Source organism: uncultured Polaribacter sp., assembly GCF_947500975.1.
Classification (GTDB): Bacteria; Bacteroidota; Bacteroidia; order Flavobacteriales; family Flavobacteriaceae; genus Polaribacter.
The window spans coordinates 155,774-171,863 of sequence record NZ_CANMUE010000001.1 but is presented as its reverse complement, the minus strand read 5'-3'; the positions used below and the strand labels follow the sequence as shown (position 1 = coordinate 171,863).

The window sequence follows — 16,090 nt, the reverse complement described above, 5'->3', positions numbered from 1 at the left end:
TTTATTAAAATTTCATTCCAACTTTAAAGTTTAAAACTCTACCTGTCATGTAATTAGGAATTCCATATTGAGTTTTAGAATAGGCGTCTCTAACCCAAGTATTTGTAATAGAGTTCTGAATATCAAACATATTAAAAAGCTCTAAACCTGCAGTTAATTCTTTAAATTTTGATAACCAACCAGAACTATATTGTTTGTTTGCATCTGTAAAAACATAAGAAAGACCTAAATCTGCACGTTTATAATCTCGTAATCGATTTTGAAAATTATACACATCAGAATAAGAAGGAGAACCACCAGGAACCCCAGTATTATAAACTAAATTTAAATATGCTTTTAAGTTTGGCAAATCTGGAACATAATCCTGAAATAAAATTCCAAATTTAATTCTTTGGTCAGATGGTCTTGCAATATATCCTCTGTTGTCAATGTTTTCTTCGGTTTTTAAATATCCTAAACTTACCCAACTTTCACTTCCGGGAACAAACTCACCGTTTAATCTAATATCTAATCCATAAGCATAAGCTACAGTTAGGTTATCTGCTCTGTAACGTATTCTAACATTATCTATTGAATAAGAATTTACATCAGTTAAATCTTTGTAATAAAGTTCTGTAGTTAATTTAAAAGGTCTGTTCCACATATTAAAACTATAATCCATACCTGAAACTATATGAATTGATTTTTGAGCCTTAAGATCTACGTTTAAATCACCATTAAAATCTCTTAATTCTCTATATGATGGAGGTTGAGAGTACCAACCACCAGAAATTCTAAACAACATGTCTTTTTCCCAATCGGGTTTGATTGCAAATTGCGCTCTAGGACTAAATATAAATTGATTTTTTGATGAAATTCCGTTTCCAGTAACAGACCAATTATGAGCTCTAACACCTATGTTGTACCAAACTTCATGATCGTTCCAAAAAGAACGTTGGTTAAACTGTATAAATCCCGATATTTTATTGATATCAACAGTATTATCTTTTCTAATATTTTGATACGGTGTTATTTCGGCAGTAAAAGGCTCATAAGGTTGATTATTAGTTTCGCTATTTGGAGGTCTAATTGAAAAACCTAAAGAGTCTATAACTTCCCATTCTCTAATTCTGTCTTTAATATTTTCTTTCTGATATTTAACACCAAAATCTAATTGTTTGTTGTCTTTTTTTATACTTCCTCTAACTTGTAAATTAGTAATTAAAGCATCTAAATCGTTACGAGCATGGTTTAATTGTGATCCAATTCCTTGCGAAAATTGAACTTCTCCAAAATTTTCTGAACCAATATTGGCATCAACTTCTCCTAAACTGTATTGTGCAGAAATATCAAAATGTTCTTCTTCTTGAGTATTGTATCTTGATGCAGTTGTTGTTAGAGTAAAATTTTCATTCACTTTAAAATCTGCAGATAAGGCTCCAAACATTGTTAAATAACTATCTTGTTCTTCACCAGTATAAAAAACAGTTAATTCTAAAGGTTCAGTAACAGTTCCAAAACGTGTTGTTCTAGAAACTGGTTGATAATTGTAGTTGTTTAAAGAAAAATTACCTAAAAAGTTTAATGTAAATTTTTTAGAAAAATTATAAGATAAATAGGTTTGAAAATCTGTAAATTTTGGTTTAAAATTAGTTTCAATTTGTTTGCTATTCACAAATAAGCTATTGTCTCTGTATCTAATACCAGTAATTGTGCTTAATTTTTTGTTTAAAAATTGTTTTTCAAGAGTTGCACTTGCACCTAATAAGCTAAAATCAACACTAGCAGCAGTTTCTTTTGGTTTTTTGTAAGTAATGTCTAAAACAGATGATAGTTTATCTCCGTATTTAGCCTGAAAACCTCCTGCAGAAAAATTAATGTTTTGTACCATATTAGAGTTGATAAAACTCAATCCTTCTTGCTGACCAGATCTAATTAAAAAAGGTCTATATACTTCAATTCCATTTACATACACTAAGTTTTCATCAAAATTACCACCTCTAACGTTATACTGAGTACTTAATTCATTATTATTACTAACGCCTGGTAAAGTCATTAAAACGTTTTCAACACCTGCATTTGGGCCAATAATATTTTTAGCTAATTTTACATCAATAGACTTTATTCCTTGTGCATTTTTTTTATTGTTTTTTATAATAACTTCTTCTATTTTTTCAGTTTCTAGTGATAGAATAGGAGAGTAGCGTAATCCATTTCTGTTTTTTGCAGTTAATTTTTTAGTTACTGTTTTGTAGGATACATGACTATAAATTAAAGTAATTTCTTTATCAACAGGAATTCTTAACTGATAATTACCTTTTTTATCGCTAATAGTTCCAGTTTTGCCAAACTTTATAGAAACTTTCTCTACAGGTAATTGTTTGTTGTTTTTTATGGTCCCTTTAATTATAGTTGTTTTTTGAGCAACTATAAAGCTAGGGATTAGAAGTAAATAGAAGAGTATTTTTTTCACAAAATTAGTTTATTTCTTTCTTAAAGAACGTTGTAGTAACCTCTTTGGTATTTCCAACATTATCAGATACTACAAGATTAAAGATATGTTTGTTACCAACCAATTTTTTATCACTAAAATTATAAGTAAGTATCTTTTTTTTATGATTATATTCCATTAAAATCCATTCGCCATCTATAGTTGCTCTGAAGTTTTTAATACCAGAACCTATATCATCAATTTTAACTTTTAAGGTTTTTAACTTAGATATGTCTTGTTTGTCTTTAAAATATAATATTTTTATTGTAGGTTTTTTATTATCAGACAATAAACTATATTTACCTAAGGTTTTTGTTGTGGTATAAAATGTACTATCTTTTTTTGTTGTTAGTTGATATCTTGGATATTTTTTATTTTCAACATTGGCAATATAGAGCTGTTTTTTTTCTTTTTCGGTATATTTAGAAACGTTAAACGTTAGTGTAAATTTTTTATCTAAAGGAATTATAGGTTTATGAATTTTTGCAATTCCGTTTTTAACTTTAAAGTCTAAATAAACGTCTTTATAAAACGTGTTTTTTGGAAAAGCAATTGTAACATCATTTTGTGTAAACTTATTAAACTTATTAGCTAAAATTTTATATGCAGTAGTATCTTTTTGAGCATCAAAAATCGAATTGTTTTCTTTTCCAGAAACAGAAATTTTAATTCTACTTGCATTTCCAGCAAAATCTCTTGCAATAATTTCTACATAATAATTCAATCCTTTTTTTACATTTATTCTTCCATCATTTACCAAATCATTATATGTAGAAAGTTTGTTTGCAGCAACTTTATGTGTTTTCTGATATTTTTTTCTATAAGTTTTATAGTGTTCATAATCAATATGTAAGTTGATGAATTTGCTTTCAGAAAATGTAAAAGTTTCTACATCATGATAATAAGTTCTTTTACCATTTACTAACATTTCTAAACTATAAATTCCATTTTTGTTTGGAGCTTTGTTAAATCGATCAAAAACATTTACAGCAAAACCAATATTGCCATTTGCAGTTATTCTTTCTGCTAGAAAAGTTCCTTCTTTATTTTTTTTAAGAGGAATTATAAAACTCTTTTTTTGTTTATTAATTCTCGAATTATGATCTAAAGCATATACTTTTAATGATTGAATTGCAGGTTGTGTGGTATCTTCTACTTTTAATCCAAATAATAAAGGATTAAAAATTCTATTAGTCTCATTTTTTGTACTTCTAATTTCATAATGTAAATGTGGTCCTCCAGAACCGCCAGTATCTCCTGAAAAAGCAATGACATCTCCTTTATTTACAGGAAATTTATCCTCTTTAAAATAAAGATTACCTGTTGTATAATTTTCTTTTTTATATTGAATAGATTTTACATACGCTTCAATCTCTTTATTAAATTTACTTAAATGCCCATACACGGTTGTATAACCATTTGGATGGGTAATATATATTGCTTTACCAAAACCATACTGTTTAACAACAATTCTAGAAACATAACCATCGGCAGAAGAGTAGATGCTTAAGCCTTCTTTTCCTTGAGTTTTAATATCTAATCCAGAGTGAAAATGATTGCTTCTTAACTCACCAAAAGAACCAGATAAAATTATTGGTATATTTAAAGGTTTTCTAAAATAATTTTGTGGATATTTTTTCTGAGCATTGCAAAATAAAGAAGTAATTAAAATAAATGTAATTGTAAATTGTTTCAAAAGGCAAGTAATTTTTGGTAAAAATAATAAAAATCATCCTTTTTATAACCTCTTAATTATCAGTAAATTATTAATAAAGTAATAAAATGTTGTAAAATTTAAAACAGAATGTTAACTTTGTTGAGATAGTTTGTTCTAAAAAATATGAGTAATACATTAGAAGCGGTTCAAATATTAGAGAAAAAATTAAACAATCTTCTTTCTAATTATGAATTTTTGAAAAATGAAAATGAAATTTTACTTCAAAATGCAACTAATTTACAGCATAAACTTTTAGAAAAAGAGCAACAATTAGTAAATCAAAAAAAAGAATATGATTTATTAAAAATTGCAAAAACTATTGAAGGCAGTAATATAGATACAAAAGATACAAAACTGAAAATTAATTCACTTATTAGAGAAATTGACAAGTGTATTATTCAGTTACAAGAATAAAGTTCTTTAAATTGTGGAAAAACTAAAAATTAATATTGTAATTGCTGGTAGAACTTACCCTTTAAGCGTTAATAACGAAAAAGAAGAAGAAGGTATGCGTAAAGCGGCAAATGCAATAAATAATTTAATTTCTAGATATGAACAAAATTATGCAGTAAGTGATAAACAAGATGTTTTATCTATGTGTGCGTTGCAATTTGCATCAAAATTAGAAATTAATTCATTAGAAAAAGATTCCTCAAGTAAAGAAGCAATAAAGAAAATAAATGAGTTAACTACTTTAGTAGATACTCATTTAAAATAAGTTCATTAAAATACATTAACAACACACTGCCTACGTTAGTAATTTGTTTGATAAACTCAACACTAATCTATTATGAAGGATGAGTCTCAATTGTAAAAGCAAGCCATAGATGCTGAACTTGTTTCAGAATCAGGTGGATCCTTGATCAATTAGTTAGTCCTATAAATACCATAATGGAGTTTATAAAAACCACACTAATGTAGGCTTTTTTTATATATTAAATTTAAATTATGAATGAAATGATACTTCCTGCTATTGTAGGAGTTTTAGTAGGGGTAGTAGTAGGTTTTATAATTGCAAAAGCATTAGAAAAATCTAAAGGAAAGAAAGTTATAGACGGTACCAAGAAAGAAGCTGCTACAATTTTAAAGGAGGCTAAAATAGACGCTGAATCTATTAAGAAAGAAAAAATATTACAAGCAAAAGAAAAATTTATTGAGCTTAAATCTGAACACGAGAAAGTAATTTTATCCAGAGAGAAAAAAATATCAGATGTTGAAAAAAGAATAAGAGATAGAGAGTCTAAAGTAGCTTCTGAAGTAGATAAAAATAAAAAACTGAACAAAGCTATTGAATTAAAAGTTAAAGATTACGACTTTAAATTAGATTTCTTAGATAAAAGAGAAAGTGAGCTTGATAAAATGCATAAGCGTCATGTAGATATGCTTGAGCAAATTTCTGGCTTATCTGCAGATGAAGCTAAAAAAGAATTGATTACTTCTTTAAAAGACGAAGCTAAGACTGAAGCAATGGCTTTTGTACAAACTGCTATAGAAGAGGCAAAATTAACAGCTGAACAAGAAGCTAGAAAAGTGGTTTTAGGTACTATACAAAGAGTTGGAGTAGAACAAGCAGTAGAAAATTGTGTATCTGTTTTTAACTTAGAATCTGATGATGTAAAAGGTAGAATTATTGGTAGAGAAGGGCGTAATATTAGAGCTTTAGAAGCAGCTACAGGCGTAGAAATTATAGTTGATGATACTCCAGAGGCAATTATCCTTTCTTGTTTTGATCCTGTTCGTAGAGAAATTGCACGATTATCAATGCATAAATTGGTTACCGATGGTAGAATTCATCCTGCAAGAATTGAAGAAATTGTAAAGAAAACTGAAAAACAAATTTCTCAAGAAATTATTGAAGTAGGTAAAAGAACTGTTATCGATTTAGGAATTCATGGGTTACATCCTGAATTAATTAAAGCTGTTGGACGAATGAAATACCGTTCTTCTTATGGACAAAATCTTCTTCAACATTCACGTGAAGTTTCTAACCTTTGTGGAATTATGGCAGCAGAAATGGGGTTAAATTCTAAGGTTGCCAAACGTGCAGGTTTATTACATGACATTGGTAAAGTACCTGATGCTGAAAGTGAACTTCCTCATGCACTTTTAGGAATGGAATGGGCTGAAAAATATGGAGAAAAACCAGATGTTTGTAACGCAATTGGGGCTCACCATGATGAAATTGAAATGAAGAGTTTAATATCTCCAATTGTTCAAGTTTGTGATGCTATTTCAGGTGCAAGACCAGGTGCAAGAAGGCAGGTTTTAGATTCTTATATACAACGTTTAAAAGATTTAGAAGCAATTGCTTTTGGTTTTGCTGGTGTACAAAAGGCTTATGCTATTCAAGCAGGGCGTGAATTACGTGTAATGGTAGAAAGTACAAAAGTAAATGATGTTAAAGCTGCTGAGTTATCTTTTAGTATTTCTCAAAAGATACAAAATGATATGACTTATCCAGGTCAGGTAAAAGTAACTGTAATTAGAGAAACTAGAGCTGTAAATGTAGCTAAGTAATCTTTTACAACTTATGAATTTTAAAATCCCACTTTGGTGGGATTTTTTATTTTCTAGGATGATAGGCTTCTACAACTTCTTTTAAATAACTTTTATCTAAATGAACATAAACTTCTGTAGTTGTTATACTTTCATGACCTAACATTTGTTGGATTGCTCTTAAATCTGCACCATTTTTTAATAAATGAGTTGCAAATGAATGCCTTAAAGTGTGTGGACTTATTTTTTTATTTAAATCAATTTTCGTTGCCAAATCTTTTAAAATTGTAAAAATCATTTGTCTTGTTAACTCTTTTCCTCGTCTGTTTAAAAATAAAGTATCTTCAAAACCTTTAATGGGTTTTATATGGTTTCTAATTTCATTTATATAAATGGTTATATATTTTTGAGCATTCAAATGAATAGGTATATAACGTTCCTTATTTCCTTTACCCGTAACTTTTATAAACCCTTCGTCAAAAAATAAATCAGATATTTTTAAAGTTGTTAATTCACTAACACGTAAACCACAACTATACATGGTTTCAATAATTGTTCTATTTCTTTCTCCTTGAGGATGACTTAAATCTACAGCAGAAATGAGTTTGTTAATTTCATCTTCAGATAATGTGTCTGGTAATTTTCTTCCAATTTTAGGTGCTTCTAATAAATCGGTAGGATTAGAATCTCTGTAATCTTCAAAAACTAAATAGTCAAAAAAACTACGTAAACCTGAAATTATTCTTGCTTGACTTCTAGGGTTAATTTTTTTTGCTACATCATATATAAATTGTTGAATTATTTCTTCATGAATAGAAATAGGGGTAGAGTTAATTTTATTTTCTACAAGAAAAAGTGTTAGTTTTTCTAAATCTCTAGAATAACTATCAATAGTGTTTTGAGACAAGCCTCTTTCTATTTTTAAGTATAATTGATAATCTTTAATCGCGTTTTTCCATTTCATCTGATAAAAATAATTCAAAATAATCAACTTTATTTTAAAATATATATATATTTTTGATTTTAAATTAAATTAAATACAAAAATTATGAAAAAAGTATTATTTATTGCTGTAATGGCATTATTAGGATTTGGAAATTTAAATGCGCAAGAAGGAGCATTTAATGTAGGTGTAAATTTAGGGTTACCAACTGGAGATGCAAGTGATGCTACTTCTTTTGCTGCTTCTTTAGAAGCAAATTATTTATTTGACATTACAAGTGAATTTAAAGTGGGACCTTCTATTTCTTATCTTCATTATTTTGGAAAAAGCGATATTTTAGGAACTGGAATTGATGCTGAAGATGCATCTTTTTTACCATTAGCAGCTGCTGGACGTTTTGCAGCTTCAGATAAATTTACTCTTGGAGTTGATTTAGGGTATGGTTTTGCAATTAGCCCAGAAGAGTTAGAAGGAGCTTTCTATTACAGACCTATGATTGGTTATACTATTAATGATAGTTTAATGTTACAAGCTACTTTTGCAGCCATGACTAAAGAAGGTGAAACTGTTTCTAATTTCGGAATTGGTATTATGTATGGATTATAAAAAATAAATCATTATTTTAAAAGGAAGCAGTTTTTGCTTCCTTTTTTTATGCACAAAATTTAATATATTTACAATATGAAACTTATTATTATAAATGGGCCAAACTTAAATCTTTTAGGTAAAAGAGAACCAGAAATTTATGGTTCTGAAACCTTTGAAGATTTTTTTAAAGATTTGCAATTAAAATTTAAAAATGTAGAATTATCTTATTTTCAATCCAATATTGAAGGAGAAATTATTGATAAATTACATGAGGTTGGTTTTGATTATGATGGCGTTATCTTAAATGCTGCTGCTTATACACACACTTCAGTGGGTATTGGTGATGCTGTAAAAGGAATTAATACACCAGTTGTAGAACTACATATTTCTAATGTACATGCTCGCGAAGAATTTAGACATCATAGTTATATAGCAGCTGCTGCAAAAGGCGTTTTGTTTGGCTTCGGATTAAAAGGTTATGAATTAGCGATTAAAAGTTTTCTATAATATTTAAGCATAGTTGCCATTAATATGAAAAAAAACGTTATTCTTATTCTATTTTTTATTTCAATTAAAATTTTTAGTCAGAATTTTAATGAAAAAAAAAGATATATAGTTGGGACTTTTCACACACAGAACACTACAATTAATGGAATTTCATTTGGAGCATTTCCAGAATTTAATAATAAAAAAAGATTTGTAAGAACAAATGGAATAAGACTTGAAATCCCTGGACTTGGAATTGGAGCAATTATAGTAAATGGAATTGTAGATACTAATGAGGAAACTGATGAGATAATAAATGGTTTAAACATTTCAAGCGGAACGATTGGAAATGTTTCCTATAATGGATTGACTTTTGGTTTATTTATACAAAGTGGAACTGAAATTAATGGAGTTGCAATTGCAGGAATATATAATGCAATGGAAAGATTAAATGGAATTCAAATTGGAGGATTCCTAAATAAATCAAGTTATAATAATGGAATTCAAATTGCAATAGTTAATAATATTTCAGAATATATGAAAGGAATTCAAATTGGAATTCAAAATAATGTTTCACAAAATATGATTGGAATACAAATTGGAATTTTTAATAAAAGTAATAACACAAAAGGGATTCAATTAGGACTTTGGAATATTAATGAGAAACGTAAACTACCAATAATAAATTGGAATTTCTAAAAAACGAAAACAAAATACTAATGGCATCAAAGTGTATAAAAAATTGCTGGTAAAAGCTTACTTGCGAAAAACCTCGCGGTTTTTCTTAGTTTGTGTTTTATTTACTAACTTTATTGCTTAAAACAACGCAATTTTCAATACACAAACACGATTTACTGATTTTCATTAGGGTGTATTATAAATCTAAAATCATTTTAATATCAGAGCGCTCATAATGAGAATTTTCTTCTACAGGAATTTCTCTAAACCCTATTTTTTTGTACAAGTTAATTGCTGGTATTAGTTTTCTACTAGAATATAAAGTAATACTTTTCCAGCCTTGTTTTTTAGCAAAATCAATAGAATAATCCATTAATTTCTGACCGATTTTTAATCCTTGATATTTTGGAGAAACGGCCATTTTACTCAGTTCAAAAAATGTTTTCTGGTTAATTAGTGAAACTACACCAACAATTTCATTATTATATTTTGCGAAAAAGATAAAACCTCCAGGATCTAAAACATATTTTTTAGGATTACTTAAAACCTTTTCATCATAATCTTCTACATAAAAATATTTTTTTAACCATTCAATATTTAGGTTGTAAAAATAGTGTGCATATTTTTCTTCATAAGAAATAATTTCTATGTTCTTTTTTAGGCGATCCATAACTCTATTATAAATTGAATATTTTTTTTGTTTTTTTTCTATTAATCTAAGATGCTCCAAAAAACTTAAATTTTTATTTGTTGTTATATCTTTGAGTTGTTCTTCAAAAATTACCCAAATTGGTTGTAATTTTTCTATAGTTTTAAATCCTTTATTATTTAGTGCAACTTTCTTTATTCTTTTATCTTTTTTGTTAACTAAAACTTTTAATAACTTTCTCTTCAACAAATTATTTACAAATTGAGTTACAGCTGGTTGACTGATTTCTAATTGTTTTGCAATTTCTCCAATACTGATCTCTTTTTCATCATAAATTGTTTTAAATACAGGCATTAAAGTTGGTTCAAAATCTAGATGTAAGTCTTTGTATACTCTTTTACCATCACGCATAAAAGAATCACTTAACCTTTTTAATCTAGAACCAAATGCTAACTCTTTAAATTTATCCATAATTATTTATATAAACACTTATGTAAATATATGCATAATTTTTATTTTAAAATTATTTATGAAGAAATTTATATTTTAGAGTTTATGATTTCCATCATTTCTAATATTACTTTAATAGATTTGTAAGAAGTTACCATCACTTTAAAAGGAATTTTAAATGCATACTTGGTAGCATCTTAAATGGCTATTTTTTAATTTCTTGTTTTACAGTATTTGTTTTTTGCATTCTAAATCCGTCAATAATTTTATTAAACGCATTTGTACCTTAACAACCAAAAACAGTAATTAATTTAGAGTTCATTCAAAAAAAAAAAAAATCCTTAATTCAGTTTTTTTGATAAAAATAGATATCGAACAAATAGAAAAATTAACAAAGGAATTACTGAAATTGGAAATAATTGAACTTTTGAAATCCAAAGAATAGGAATGACAAGAAGTAAAAAGACTAAAAATTTGAAGTAATAATTAAACCAATTAGGTTGTTGTTTTTTTATCATTAAAAAAGCTACAATTAGATTAGGCGCAAAAGCCCATAAAAAGTTAAAGTTGTTTGGAGTTGTAGAGTGATCGGTAAAAAACCAAAGAAAAATAATTAGAATACCTACAATTCCTGTTGTAAAAAGGGTGATGTAATCTAGCCATTTTGATATTTTGTTTTTTTTGTAGTCAGAAAAAGTGAAAAATAATCCAATCAAAGCGAAAGTGCTAAAAACTAAAAACGGATTGAACATACTAATTTTTTGTTCTAGCTCTTTAAAATCTAAAAGAGTTTCTTCTTTTTTAATTAGTTTTTCTGGTTGATTTTTGATAAATAAAGTACTGTTTTTAAAAATGGTAAATCCATATTTAGGCAAATACATATATTCTGTAAAGTCAGCTTTTTTATCTAATTTACTACCTAAAGCTAAATTAATACCAAAACTGCCCCAAGTATTCCAATGAATTTCGTTATTCATTAATTGTCTAAAAGATTGATTTTTTTCAATGCCTTTATCACTTAAAACAATTTTATCACCTAAAATAGTTGTTGCAATATCTCTTAGTTTTGTTGCACAATTATTATAATAAGGGTCATAATAATAGGTAGCATTTTCTGGTGCAGCATTGTTTTCTAAATACATGAAAAATGCTTGTTTATCTTGTTTATTTAGGTTTAAAACTTGCTGTTTTACCCAACGCTTGTCTTTTTTATAACTTGCTAAAAAATATTTAAATTTATATCTACTTAAACTGTATAAAAGTTTTCCTTTGGTAAAGTTAGCTTCAAAATTAGGAGCGTTAAAATCAAACATTCCATAGTTATAAATTAAATCAATATTTAAAACAGGGTCTTTAACTCTAATTGCAGAATGTCCAAAGGCTTCATACAACTCAGTTCCCGGACCTGCCGTTACAATACTAATTTCTGAATATACAGAAAGTTTTATTTGAGCTTTTACATTTTGTAAAAATGTAAAAAAAAATAAGAATAGTAGAATTGTTTTTCTCATCAATATTAATTTCTAAAAAAACTATAATCAAAAGTAATTGAAAAAATATTAGAATACATTGCGTTTCCAACACTTCCGATATTTGTTAAAGCGTAATCTATTTGAATGCCATTATATTTAAAACCAACACCAAAATTGGGTTGTGTTGATAGGGAAGTGGTATTATCAAATTGTTGAACGTATTGAAAATTACCTACTCCTGCTCTTACAAAAACTAAATTGTCATAATCTACCTGAAAGCCTATTGCTGGATCAATGCTTAAAATTTCTGATGAAAAAATATCGTTAGTTTTTGCAAAACGCATATTTAAATCGAATTCTGAAAGTAAATTAAAAAAACGTCCAATTCTCCATTGTTTTGCAACTCCAAATTGTATTTTTGGTTTTGTAACTTCTGTAGTTTCTGGTAATTCTTGATTTTCACCAGGAATTGCATTTTTAATTTTATCAAATTCATCTTGATTTATACTCCAACTATTAAAAGTGGTAGTAATATCTCTTATCATTAAACCAATTTGCCAATTATTTCTTTTAAATTGAATACCAGCATCAAAGCCAAAACCCCAAGAAGAAGCAAAATCGCCAATAATTCTTCTAACAATTTTAGCATTTACACCCAATGTTAAATCTTTAAAAATGAGTTTTCTAGCATAGGCAAAGTTAAATGCATAATCAGCAGCAGAAAATAAACTAATTCTATTAAAATCAATATTTCCTTGACTGTCAATTAATTCTGTTGTATTTAAAATATCATCTACTCCAAAACGAATTACAGAAATACCAATAGCACTTTCTTTATCAATAGGCATGGCAAAAGCAGCGTGATTATAATTGGCAATACCTGCAAAATAAGATGCATGCATTAATGAACCTTGGTAATCTTCAATACCAACCAAACCTGCAGGATTCCAGTAAATTGAATTGACATTATTTGTGGTTGCAACCACTGTTTTACTCATCCCTAAAGCAGCAGCATCTACACCAATAGATAAAAATTCATTAGAATAATTTCTAAATGTTTGACCATTTATTATCCATGAAAATGTGCAGAAAATAAGGATTAATTTGTATTTCAAAAGTTTAAAATTATAGATAACAAATATCTAAAAACATACTAAAACAACTGTTGTTTTTTTAAGATATTGTTTAAGTCATTTCAATTTGAATATTTTCCTTGATAAAACGTTCAACTCTTAGCTCCAACCAATTGTTTTCTTGCTGTTTAAATGAACTCATGAATCCACAATGACCACCGTATTTTGGGGTTTCTAAAAAAAAATATTCTGATTTATCAGCAATTTCAAATGGATAACATTCTTTTGATAAAAAAGAATCATCTTTTGCATTTATTAATAATGTAGGCTTTTTTATTTTAGATAAATAAGGTTTTGAACTTGCTTTTTCCCAATAATCTTCTGGACTTTCAAAGCCAAAAACTGGTGCAGTATATAAATGTTCTAAATGTTTAAATTTTGTTGCTTTAAATAATTTGTCTTTGTCTAATTTATATTCTGGAAACTTATAAGATTTTTCTAATATTTTATTTTTCATAGTTTTAAAAAAAACTTTCATATATAATTTATTTTTAAGTTTTTCCATCTCAGTTTCGGCAGTGGCTATGTCTATAGGAACAGATACAGCAATTGCTCCTTTTATTTTTGAAGATATTTTCTTACTCTTTTCACCTAAATATTTTAAAGTTAAATTACCCCCTAAACTAAAGCCAACAATTATAATGTTTTCATAATCATAATTTTTTATAAGATGATTTACAACAAAGTCCAAATCTTCTGTTTTACCACTATGATAAGTTTGTAAAATCCAATTATCTTCTCCACTACAACCTCTTAAATTAAAACAAACAACATCCATTCCTTTTTTATTTAGGTGGTTCGTATTTGCAATAATATATTTAGATTCCGAACTGCCCTCTAAACCATGAATTAACAAAACCAAAGTTTTAGAACCAATAGTTGAAAAATCTAAATCTACAAAATCATCATCCCAAGTTAAAACTCTTTTTCGATTATAAGTTACAGTATCATTCATGAAAAGAGCCCTATACATGGTGTTAAAGTGACAATTTCTAAAAGGGATTGTAGGTGAAAAATTTGATTTAAAATTTGGCATATTAATTCTAATTTCTACAAATATGACAAAAAATAAGTGATTCTGAAAACTACCAAAATAGTATTTCTTATTTTAGCTTTTTAAAATAAATATAAATGAATATCAAAAATCATATTCCTAATTTATTAACCCTTGGTAATCTTTTTTGTGGCACAATTGCTGTAATTTTTGCCGTTCAAGAAAACTTTAAATTAGCTGCATTATTTGTTGTTATAGGTATTTTTTTTGATTTTTTTGATGGTTTTGTAGCTCGTTTATTAAATGTTTCTGGAGAATTAGGAAAACAATTAGATTCTTTAGCAGACATGGTTACAAGTGGTGTTGTGCCAGGTATAATAATGTTTAATTTATTATCTAAGAATAATGTTGTTACTTCTTTTGATGAAAAAATAAATTCTTTTTCAGAATTAAATATTGAATTATTGCCTTTTTTGGGGATAATATTAACTTTAGGAGCATGTTACAGATTAGCAAAATTTAATATTGATACAAGGCAATCAGATTCTTTTATTGGATTACCTACACCAGCTATGAGTTTGTTTGTAATTTCTTTACCGTTAATTTTAGAACATTCTGAAATAGAATTTGCTACTAATCTAATTAGTAATCACTATTTTTTAATTGCAATAACTGTAGTTTTAACTTATTTAATGAATGCAGAACTGCCTTTGTTTTCATTAAAATTTAAAGATTATTCTTTAAAAAATAATATCATAAAGTATTTATTTTTAGTGCTATCTTTAATATTGATAATTGCATTAATTTATTTATCTATACCATTAATTATAATGATTTATGTTTTTTTATCAATAATTTCTAATAATGGAAAAAAAGCAACAGTTTAAATCTTTAAGACCTTTTATTGGGGCAAGAAATTTTAATGAATCTTGTAATTTTTATAAAGACTTAGGATTTAATGAAACCATTTTATCAAAAAACTTAAATGTTTTTAAAGTAAATGATAAATTGAGTTTTTATTTACAGAAAGCATTTGTAAAAGATTGGGTTGAAAATACTATGCTTTTTTTAGAAGTTGATAATATTGAAGATTATTTATCAAAATTACAAACAAAACAATTAATTAAGAAGTATCCAAAAGTTAAATTATCAAAAATTGTAGAAAACGATTGGGGTAAAGAATTTTTTTTACATGATCCATCAGGAATTCTGTGGCATATAGGTTGTTTTTATTAAATTATTTTCTTTTTCTTTAATTCAAAATCTTTACCTAAATATACTTTTCTTACCATTTCATCAGCAGCTAATTCTTCGGGCGTTCCTTCTTTTAAAATACCGCCATCATACATTAAATAGGTTTTATCAGTAATTGCTAGGGTAGCTTGTACATCATGATCCGTAATTAAGATACCAATATTTTTATTTTTTAATTGAGCAACAATACTTTGAATATCTTCTACAGCAATTGGATCTACACCAGCAAAAGGCTCATCTAATAAAATAAAATTAGGATCAGAAGCTAAACAACGAGCAATTTCGGTTCTACGTCTTTCTCCACCAGAAAGTAAATCGCCTCTATTTTTACGTACATGCCCAATATTAAATTCTTCTATTAAAGACTCTAATTTAATTTTTTGCTCTTTTTTTGATAAACCAGTAAATTGTAAAACTGACATTATGTTATCTTCTACAGATAATTTTCTAAAAACAGAAGCTTCTTGTGCCAAATAACCGATTCCTTTTTGTGCACGTTTATACATGGCATCATTGGTTATTTCTTCATCATTTAAATAAATATGACCTTCATTTGGTTTTACCATGCCAACAATCATATAAAAAGAAGTTGTTTTACCAGCTCCATTTGGTCCTAAAAGACCTATAATTTCTCCTTGTTTTACTTCTAAAGAAATGCCTTTTACAACTTTTCTAGAACCATATATTTTTTGAATGTTGTCTGCTCTTAAAATCATATTTTAAAAAGTGTAAACTATTTGTGTTTAAAATGAGAATTGTA

16 protein-coding genes are annotated in these 16,090 nt (G+C 27.1%); 8 read left to right on the top strand and 8 right to left on the bottom strand.

All coding sequences use genetic code 11. The features are described from left to right. Positions 1-4: 4 nt before the first annotated feature. Positions 5-2,452 carry a carboxypeptidase-like regulatory domain-containing protein gene (locus tag Q0733_RS00765; protein ID WP_298777745.1) on the bottom strand — a complete coding sequence of 816 codons (2,448 nt, stop codon included), beginning with the start codon at positions 2,450-2,452 and terminating at the stop codon, positions 5-7. Positions 2,453-2,456: 4 nt separating this feature from the next. After that, complete coding sequence (locus Q0733_RS00760; RefSeq protein WP_298777742.1) at positions 2,457-4,166, bottom strand: M23 family metallopeptidase; 1,710 nt, start codon at positions 4,164-4,166, stop codon at positions 2,457-2,459. A gap of 144 nt (positions 4,167-4,310) precedes the next feature. On the opposite strand from Q0733_RS00760, the gene Q0733_RS00755 reads away from it, so the two are divergent. The 3 genes from Q0733_RS00755 to rny all read left to right on the top strand — a co-directional run bounded on the left by Q0733_RS00755 (position 4,311) and on the right by rny (position 6,704). Beyond that, complete coding sequence (locus Q0733_RS00755; RefSeq protein WP_298777740.1) at positions 4,311-4,601, top strand: hypothetical protein; 291 nt, start codon at positions 4,311-4,313, stop codon at positions 4,599-4,601. Between the two features lie 13 nt (positions 4,602-4,614). Continuing rightward, a complete protein-coding gene (locus Q0733_RS00750; RefSeq protein ID WP_298777739.1) occupies positions 4,615-4,905 on the top strand; it encodes a cell division protein ZapA in 291 nt (96 codons plus the stop codon). A gap of 230 nt (positions 4,906-5,135) precedes the next feature. Further along, positions 5,136-6,704 (top strand): ribonuclease Y, encoded by a 1,569-nt coding sequence (gene rny / locus Q0733_RS00745; protein WP_298777736.1) that lies wholly within the window; start codon positions 5,136-5,138, stop codon positions 6,702-6,704. A 46-nt stretch (positions 6,705-6,750) separates the two neighbouring features. On the opposite strand, the gene xerD is transcribed toward rny, so the two are convergent. Then, positions 6,751-7,647, bottom strand: coding sequence for a site-specific tyrosine recombinase XerD (gene xerD / locus Q0733_RS00740; protein WP_298777734.1), 897 nt, complete (start codon positions 7,645-7,647; stop codon positions 6,751-6,753). Between the two features lie 84 nt (positions 7,648-7,731). On the opposite strand from xerD, the gene Q0733_RS00735 reads away from it, so the two are divergent. The 3 genes from Q0733_RS00735 (at position 7,732) to Q0733_RS00725 (ending at position 9,399) form a co-directional block, all read left to right on the top strand. Continuing rightward, on the top strand, positions 7,732-8,232 hold the full coding sequence (locus Q0733_RS00735; protein WP_298777732.1) for an outer membrane beta-barrel protein: 501 nt from the start codon (positions 7,732-7,734) through the stop codon (positions 8,230-8,232). A 75-nt stretch (positions 8,233-8,307) separates the two neighbouring features. Then, positions 8,308-8,721 carry a type II 3-dehydroquinate dehydratase gene (aroQ, locus tag Q0733_RS00730; RefSeq protein ID WP_298777730.1) on the top strand — a complete coding sequence of 138 codons (414 nt, stop codon included), beginning with the start codon at positions 8,308-8,310 and terminating at the stop codon, positions 8,719-8,721. A gap of 24 nt (positions 8,722-8,745) precedes the next feature. Next, positions 8,746-9,399: a hypothetical protein gene (locus Q0733_RS00725; RefSeq protein ID WP_298777728.1), complete on the top strand. Its 654-nt coding sequence runs from the start codon at positions 8,746-8,748 to the stop codon at positions 9,397-9,399. A gap of 175 nt (positions 9,400-9,574) precedes the next feature. On the opposite strand, the gene Q0733_RS00720 is transcribed toward Q0733_RS00725, so the two are convergent. The 4 genes from Q0733_RS00720 to Q0733_RS00705 form a co-directional block, all read right to left on the bottom strand. Next, the gene (locus Q0733_RS00720; RefSeq protein ID WP_298777726.1) at positions 9,575-10,498 is read right to left on the bottom strand and encodes a helix-turn-helix domain-containing GNAT family N-acetyltransferase; all 924 of its coding nucleotides are present in this window, start codon (positions 10,496-10,498) and stop codon (positions 9,575-9,577) included. Positions 10,499-10,818: 320 nt separating this feature from the next. After that, positions 10,819-11,988, bottom strand: coding sequence for a DUF4105 domain-containing protein (locus tag Q0733_RS00715; RefSeq protein WP_298777724.1), 1,170 nt, complete (start codon positions 11,986-11,988; stop codon positions 10,819-10,821). Between the two features lie 5 nt (positions 11,989-11,993). Further along, a complete protein-coding gene (locus Q0733_RS00710) occupies positions 11,994-13,064 on the bottom strand; it encodes a PorV/PorQ family protein (protein WP_298777722.1) in 1,071 nt (356 codons plus the stop codon). A 70-nt stretch (positions 13,065-13,134) separates the two neighbouring features. Continuing rightward, complete coding sequence (locus tag Q0733_RS00705; protein ID WP_298777720.1) at positions 13,135-14,118, bottom strand: alpha/beta fold hydrolase; 984 nt, start codon at positions 14,116-14,118, stop codon at positions 13,135-13,137. Positions 14,119-14,213: 95 nt separating this feature from the next. On the opposite strand from Q0733_RS00705, the gene Q0733_RS00700 reads away from it, so the two are divergent. Both Q0733_RS00700 and Q0733_RS00695 read left to right on the top strand, forming a co-directional pair. Continuing rightward, positions 14,214-14,963, top strand: coding sequence for a CDP-alcohol phosphatidyltransferase family protein (locus Q0733_RS00700; protein ID WP_298777718.1), 750 nt, complete (start codon positions 14,214-14,216; stop codon positions 14,961-14,963). Further along, positions 14,941-15,312: a glyoxalase gene (locus Q0733_RS00695; RefSeq protein WP_298777716.1), complete on the top strand. Its 372-nt coding sequence runs from the start codon at positions 14,941-14,943 to the stop codon at positions 15,310-15,312. The genes Q0733_RS00700 and Q0733_RS00695 overlap by 23 nt, the downstream gene beginning before the upstream one ends. Here Q0733_RS00695 and lptB read toward each other — a convergent pair. Continuing rightward, a complete protein-coding gene (gene lptB / locus Q0733_RS00690) occupies positions 15,309-16,046 on the bottom strand; it encodes an LPS export ABC transporter ATP-binding protein (protein WP_298777714.1) in 738 nt (245 codons plus the stop codon). The genes Q0733_RS00695 and lptB overlap by 4 nt on opposite strands. Positions 16,047-16,090 lie beyond the last annotated feature (44 nt).

What these genes read in the sequence shown, in the direction of transcription:
- Q0733_RS00755 (WP_298777740.1), top strand. Translation starts at nt 4,311, where the DNA reads ATGAGTAATACATTAGAAGCGGTTCAAATATTAGAGAAAAAATTAAAC.
- rny (WP_298777736.1), top strand. Translation starts at nt 5,136, where the DNA reads ATGAATGAAATGATACTTCCTGCTATTGTAGGAGTTTTAGTAGGGGTA.
- Q0733_RS00720 (WP_298777726.1), bottom strand. Translation starts at nt 10,498, where the DNA reads ATGGATAAATTTAAAGAGTTAGCATTTGGTTCTAGATTAAAAAGGTTA.
- Q0733_RS00695 (WP_298777716.1), top strand. Translation starts at nt 14,941, where the DNA reads ATGGAAAAAAAGCAACAGTTTAAATCTTTAAGACCTTTTATTGGGGCA.
- Q0733_RS00715 (WP_298777724.1), bottom strand. Translation starts at nt 11,988, where the DNA reads ATGAGAAAAACAATTCTACTATTCTTATTTTTTTTTACATTTTTACAA.
- lptB (WP_298777714.1), bottom strand. Translation starts at nt 16,046, where the DNA reads ATGATTTTAAGAGCAGACAACATTCAAAAAATATATGGTTCTAGAAAA.
- xerD (WP_298777734.1), bottom strand. Translation starts at nt 7,647, where the DNA reads ATGAAATGGAAAAACGCGATTAAAGATTATCAATTATACTTAAAAATA.
- Q0733_RS00735 (WP_298777732.1), top strand. Translation starts at nt 7,732, where the DNA reads ATGAAAAAAGTATTATTTATTGCTGTAATGGCATTATTAGGATTTGGA.
- Q0733_RS00725 (WP_298777728.1), top strand. Translation starts at nt 8,746, where the DNA reads ATGAAAAAAAACGTTATTCTTATTCTATTTTTTATTTCAATTAAAATT.
- Q0733_RS00705 (WP_298777720.1), bottom strand. Translation starts at nt 14,118, where the DNA reads ATGCCAAATTTTAAATCAAATTTTTCACCTACAATCCCTTTTAGAAAT.
- aroQ (WP_298777730.1), top strand. Translation starts at nt 8,308, where the DNA reads ATGAAACTTATTATTATAAATGGGCCAAACTTAAATCTTTTAGGTAAA.
- Q0733_RS00700 (WP_298777718.1), top strand. Translation starts at nt 14,214, where the DNA reads ATGAATATCAAAAATCATATTCCTAATTTATTAACCCTTGGTAATCTT.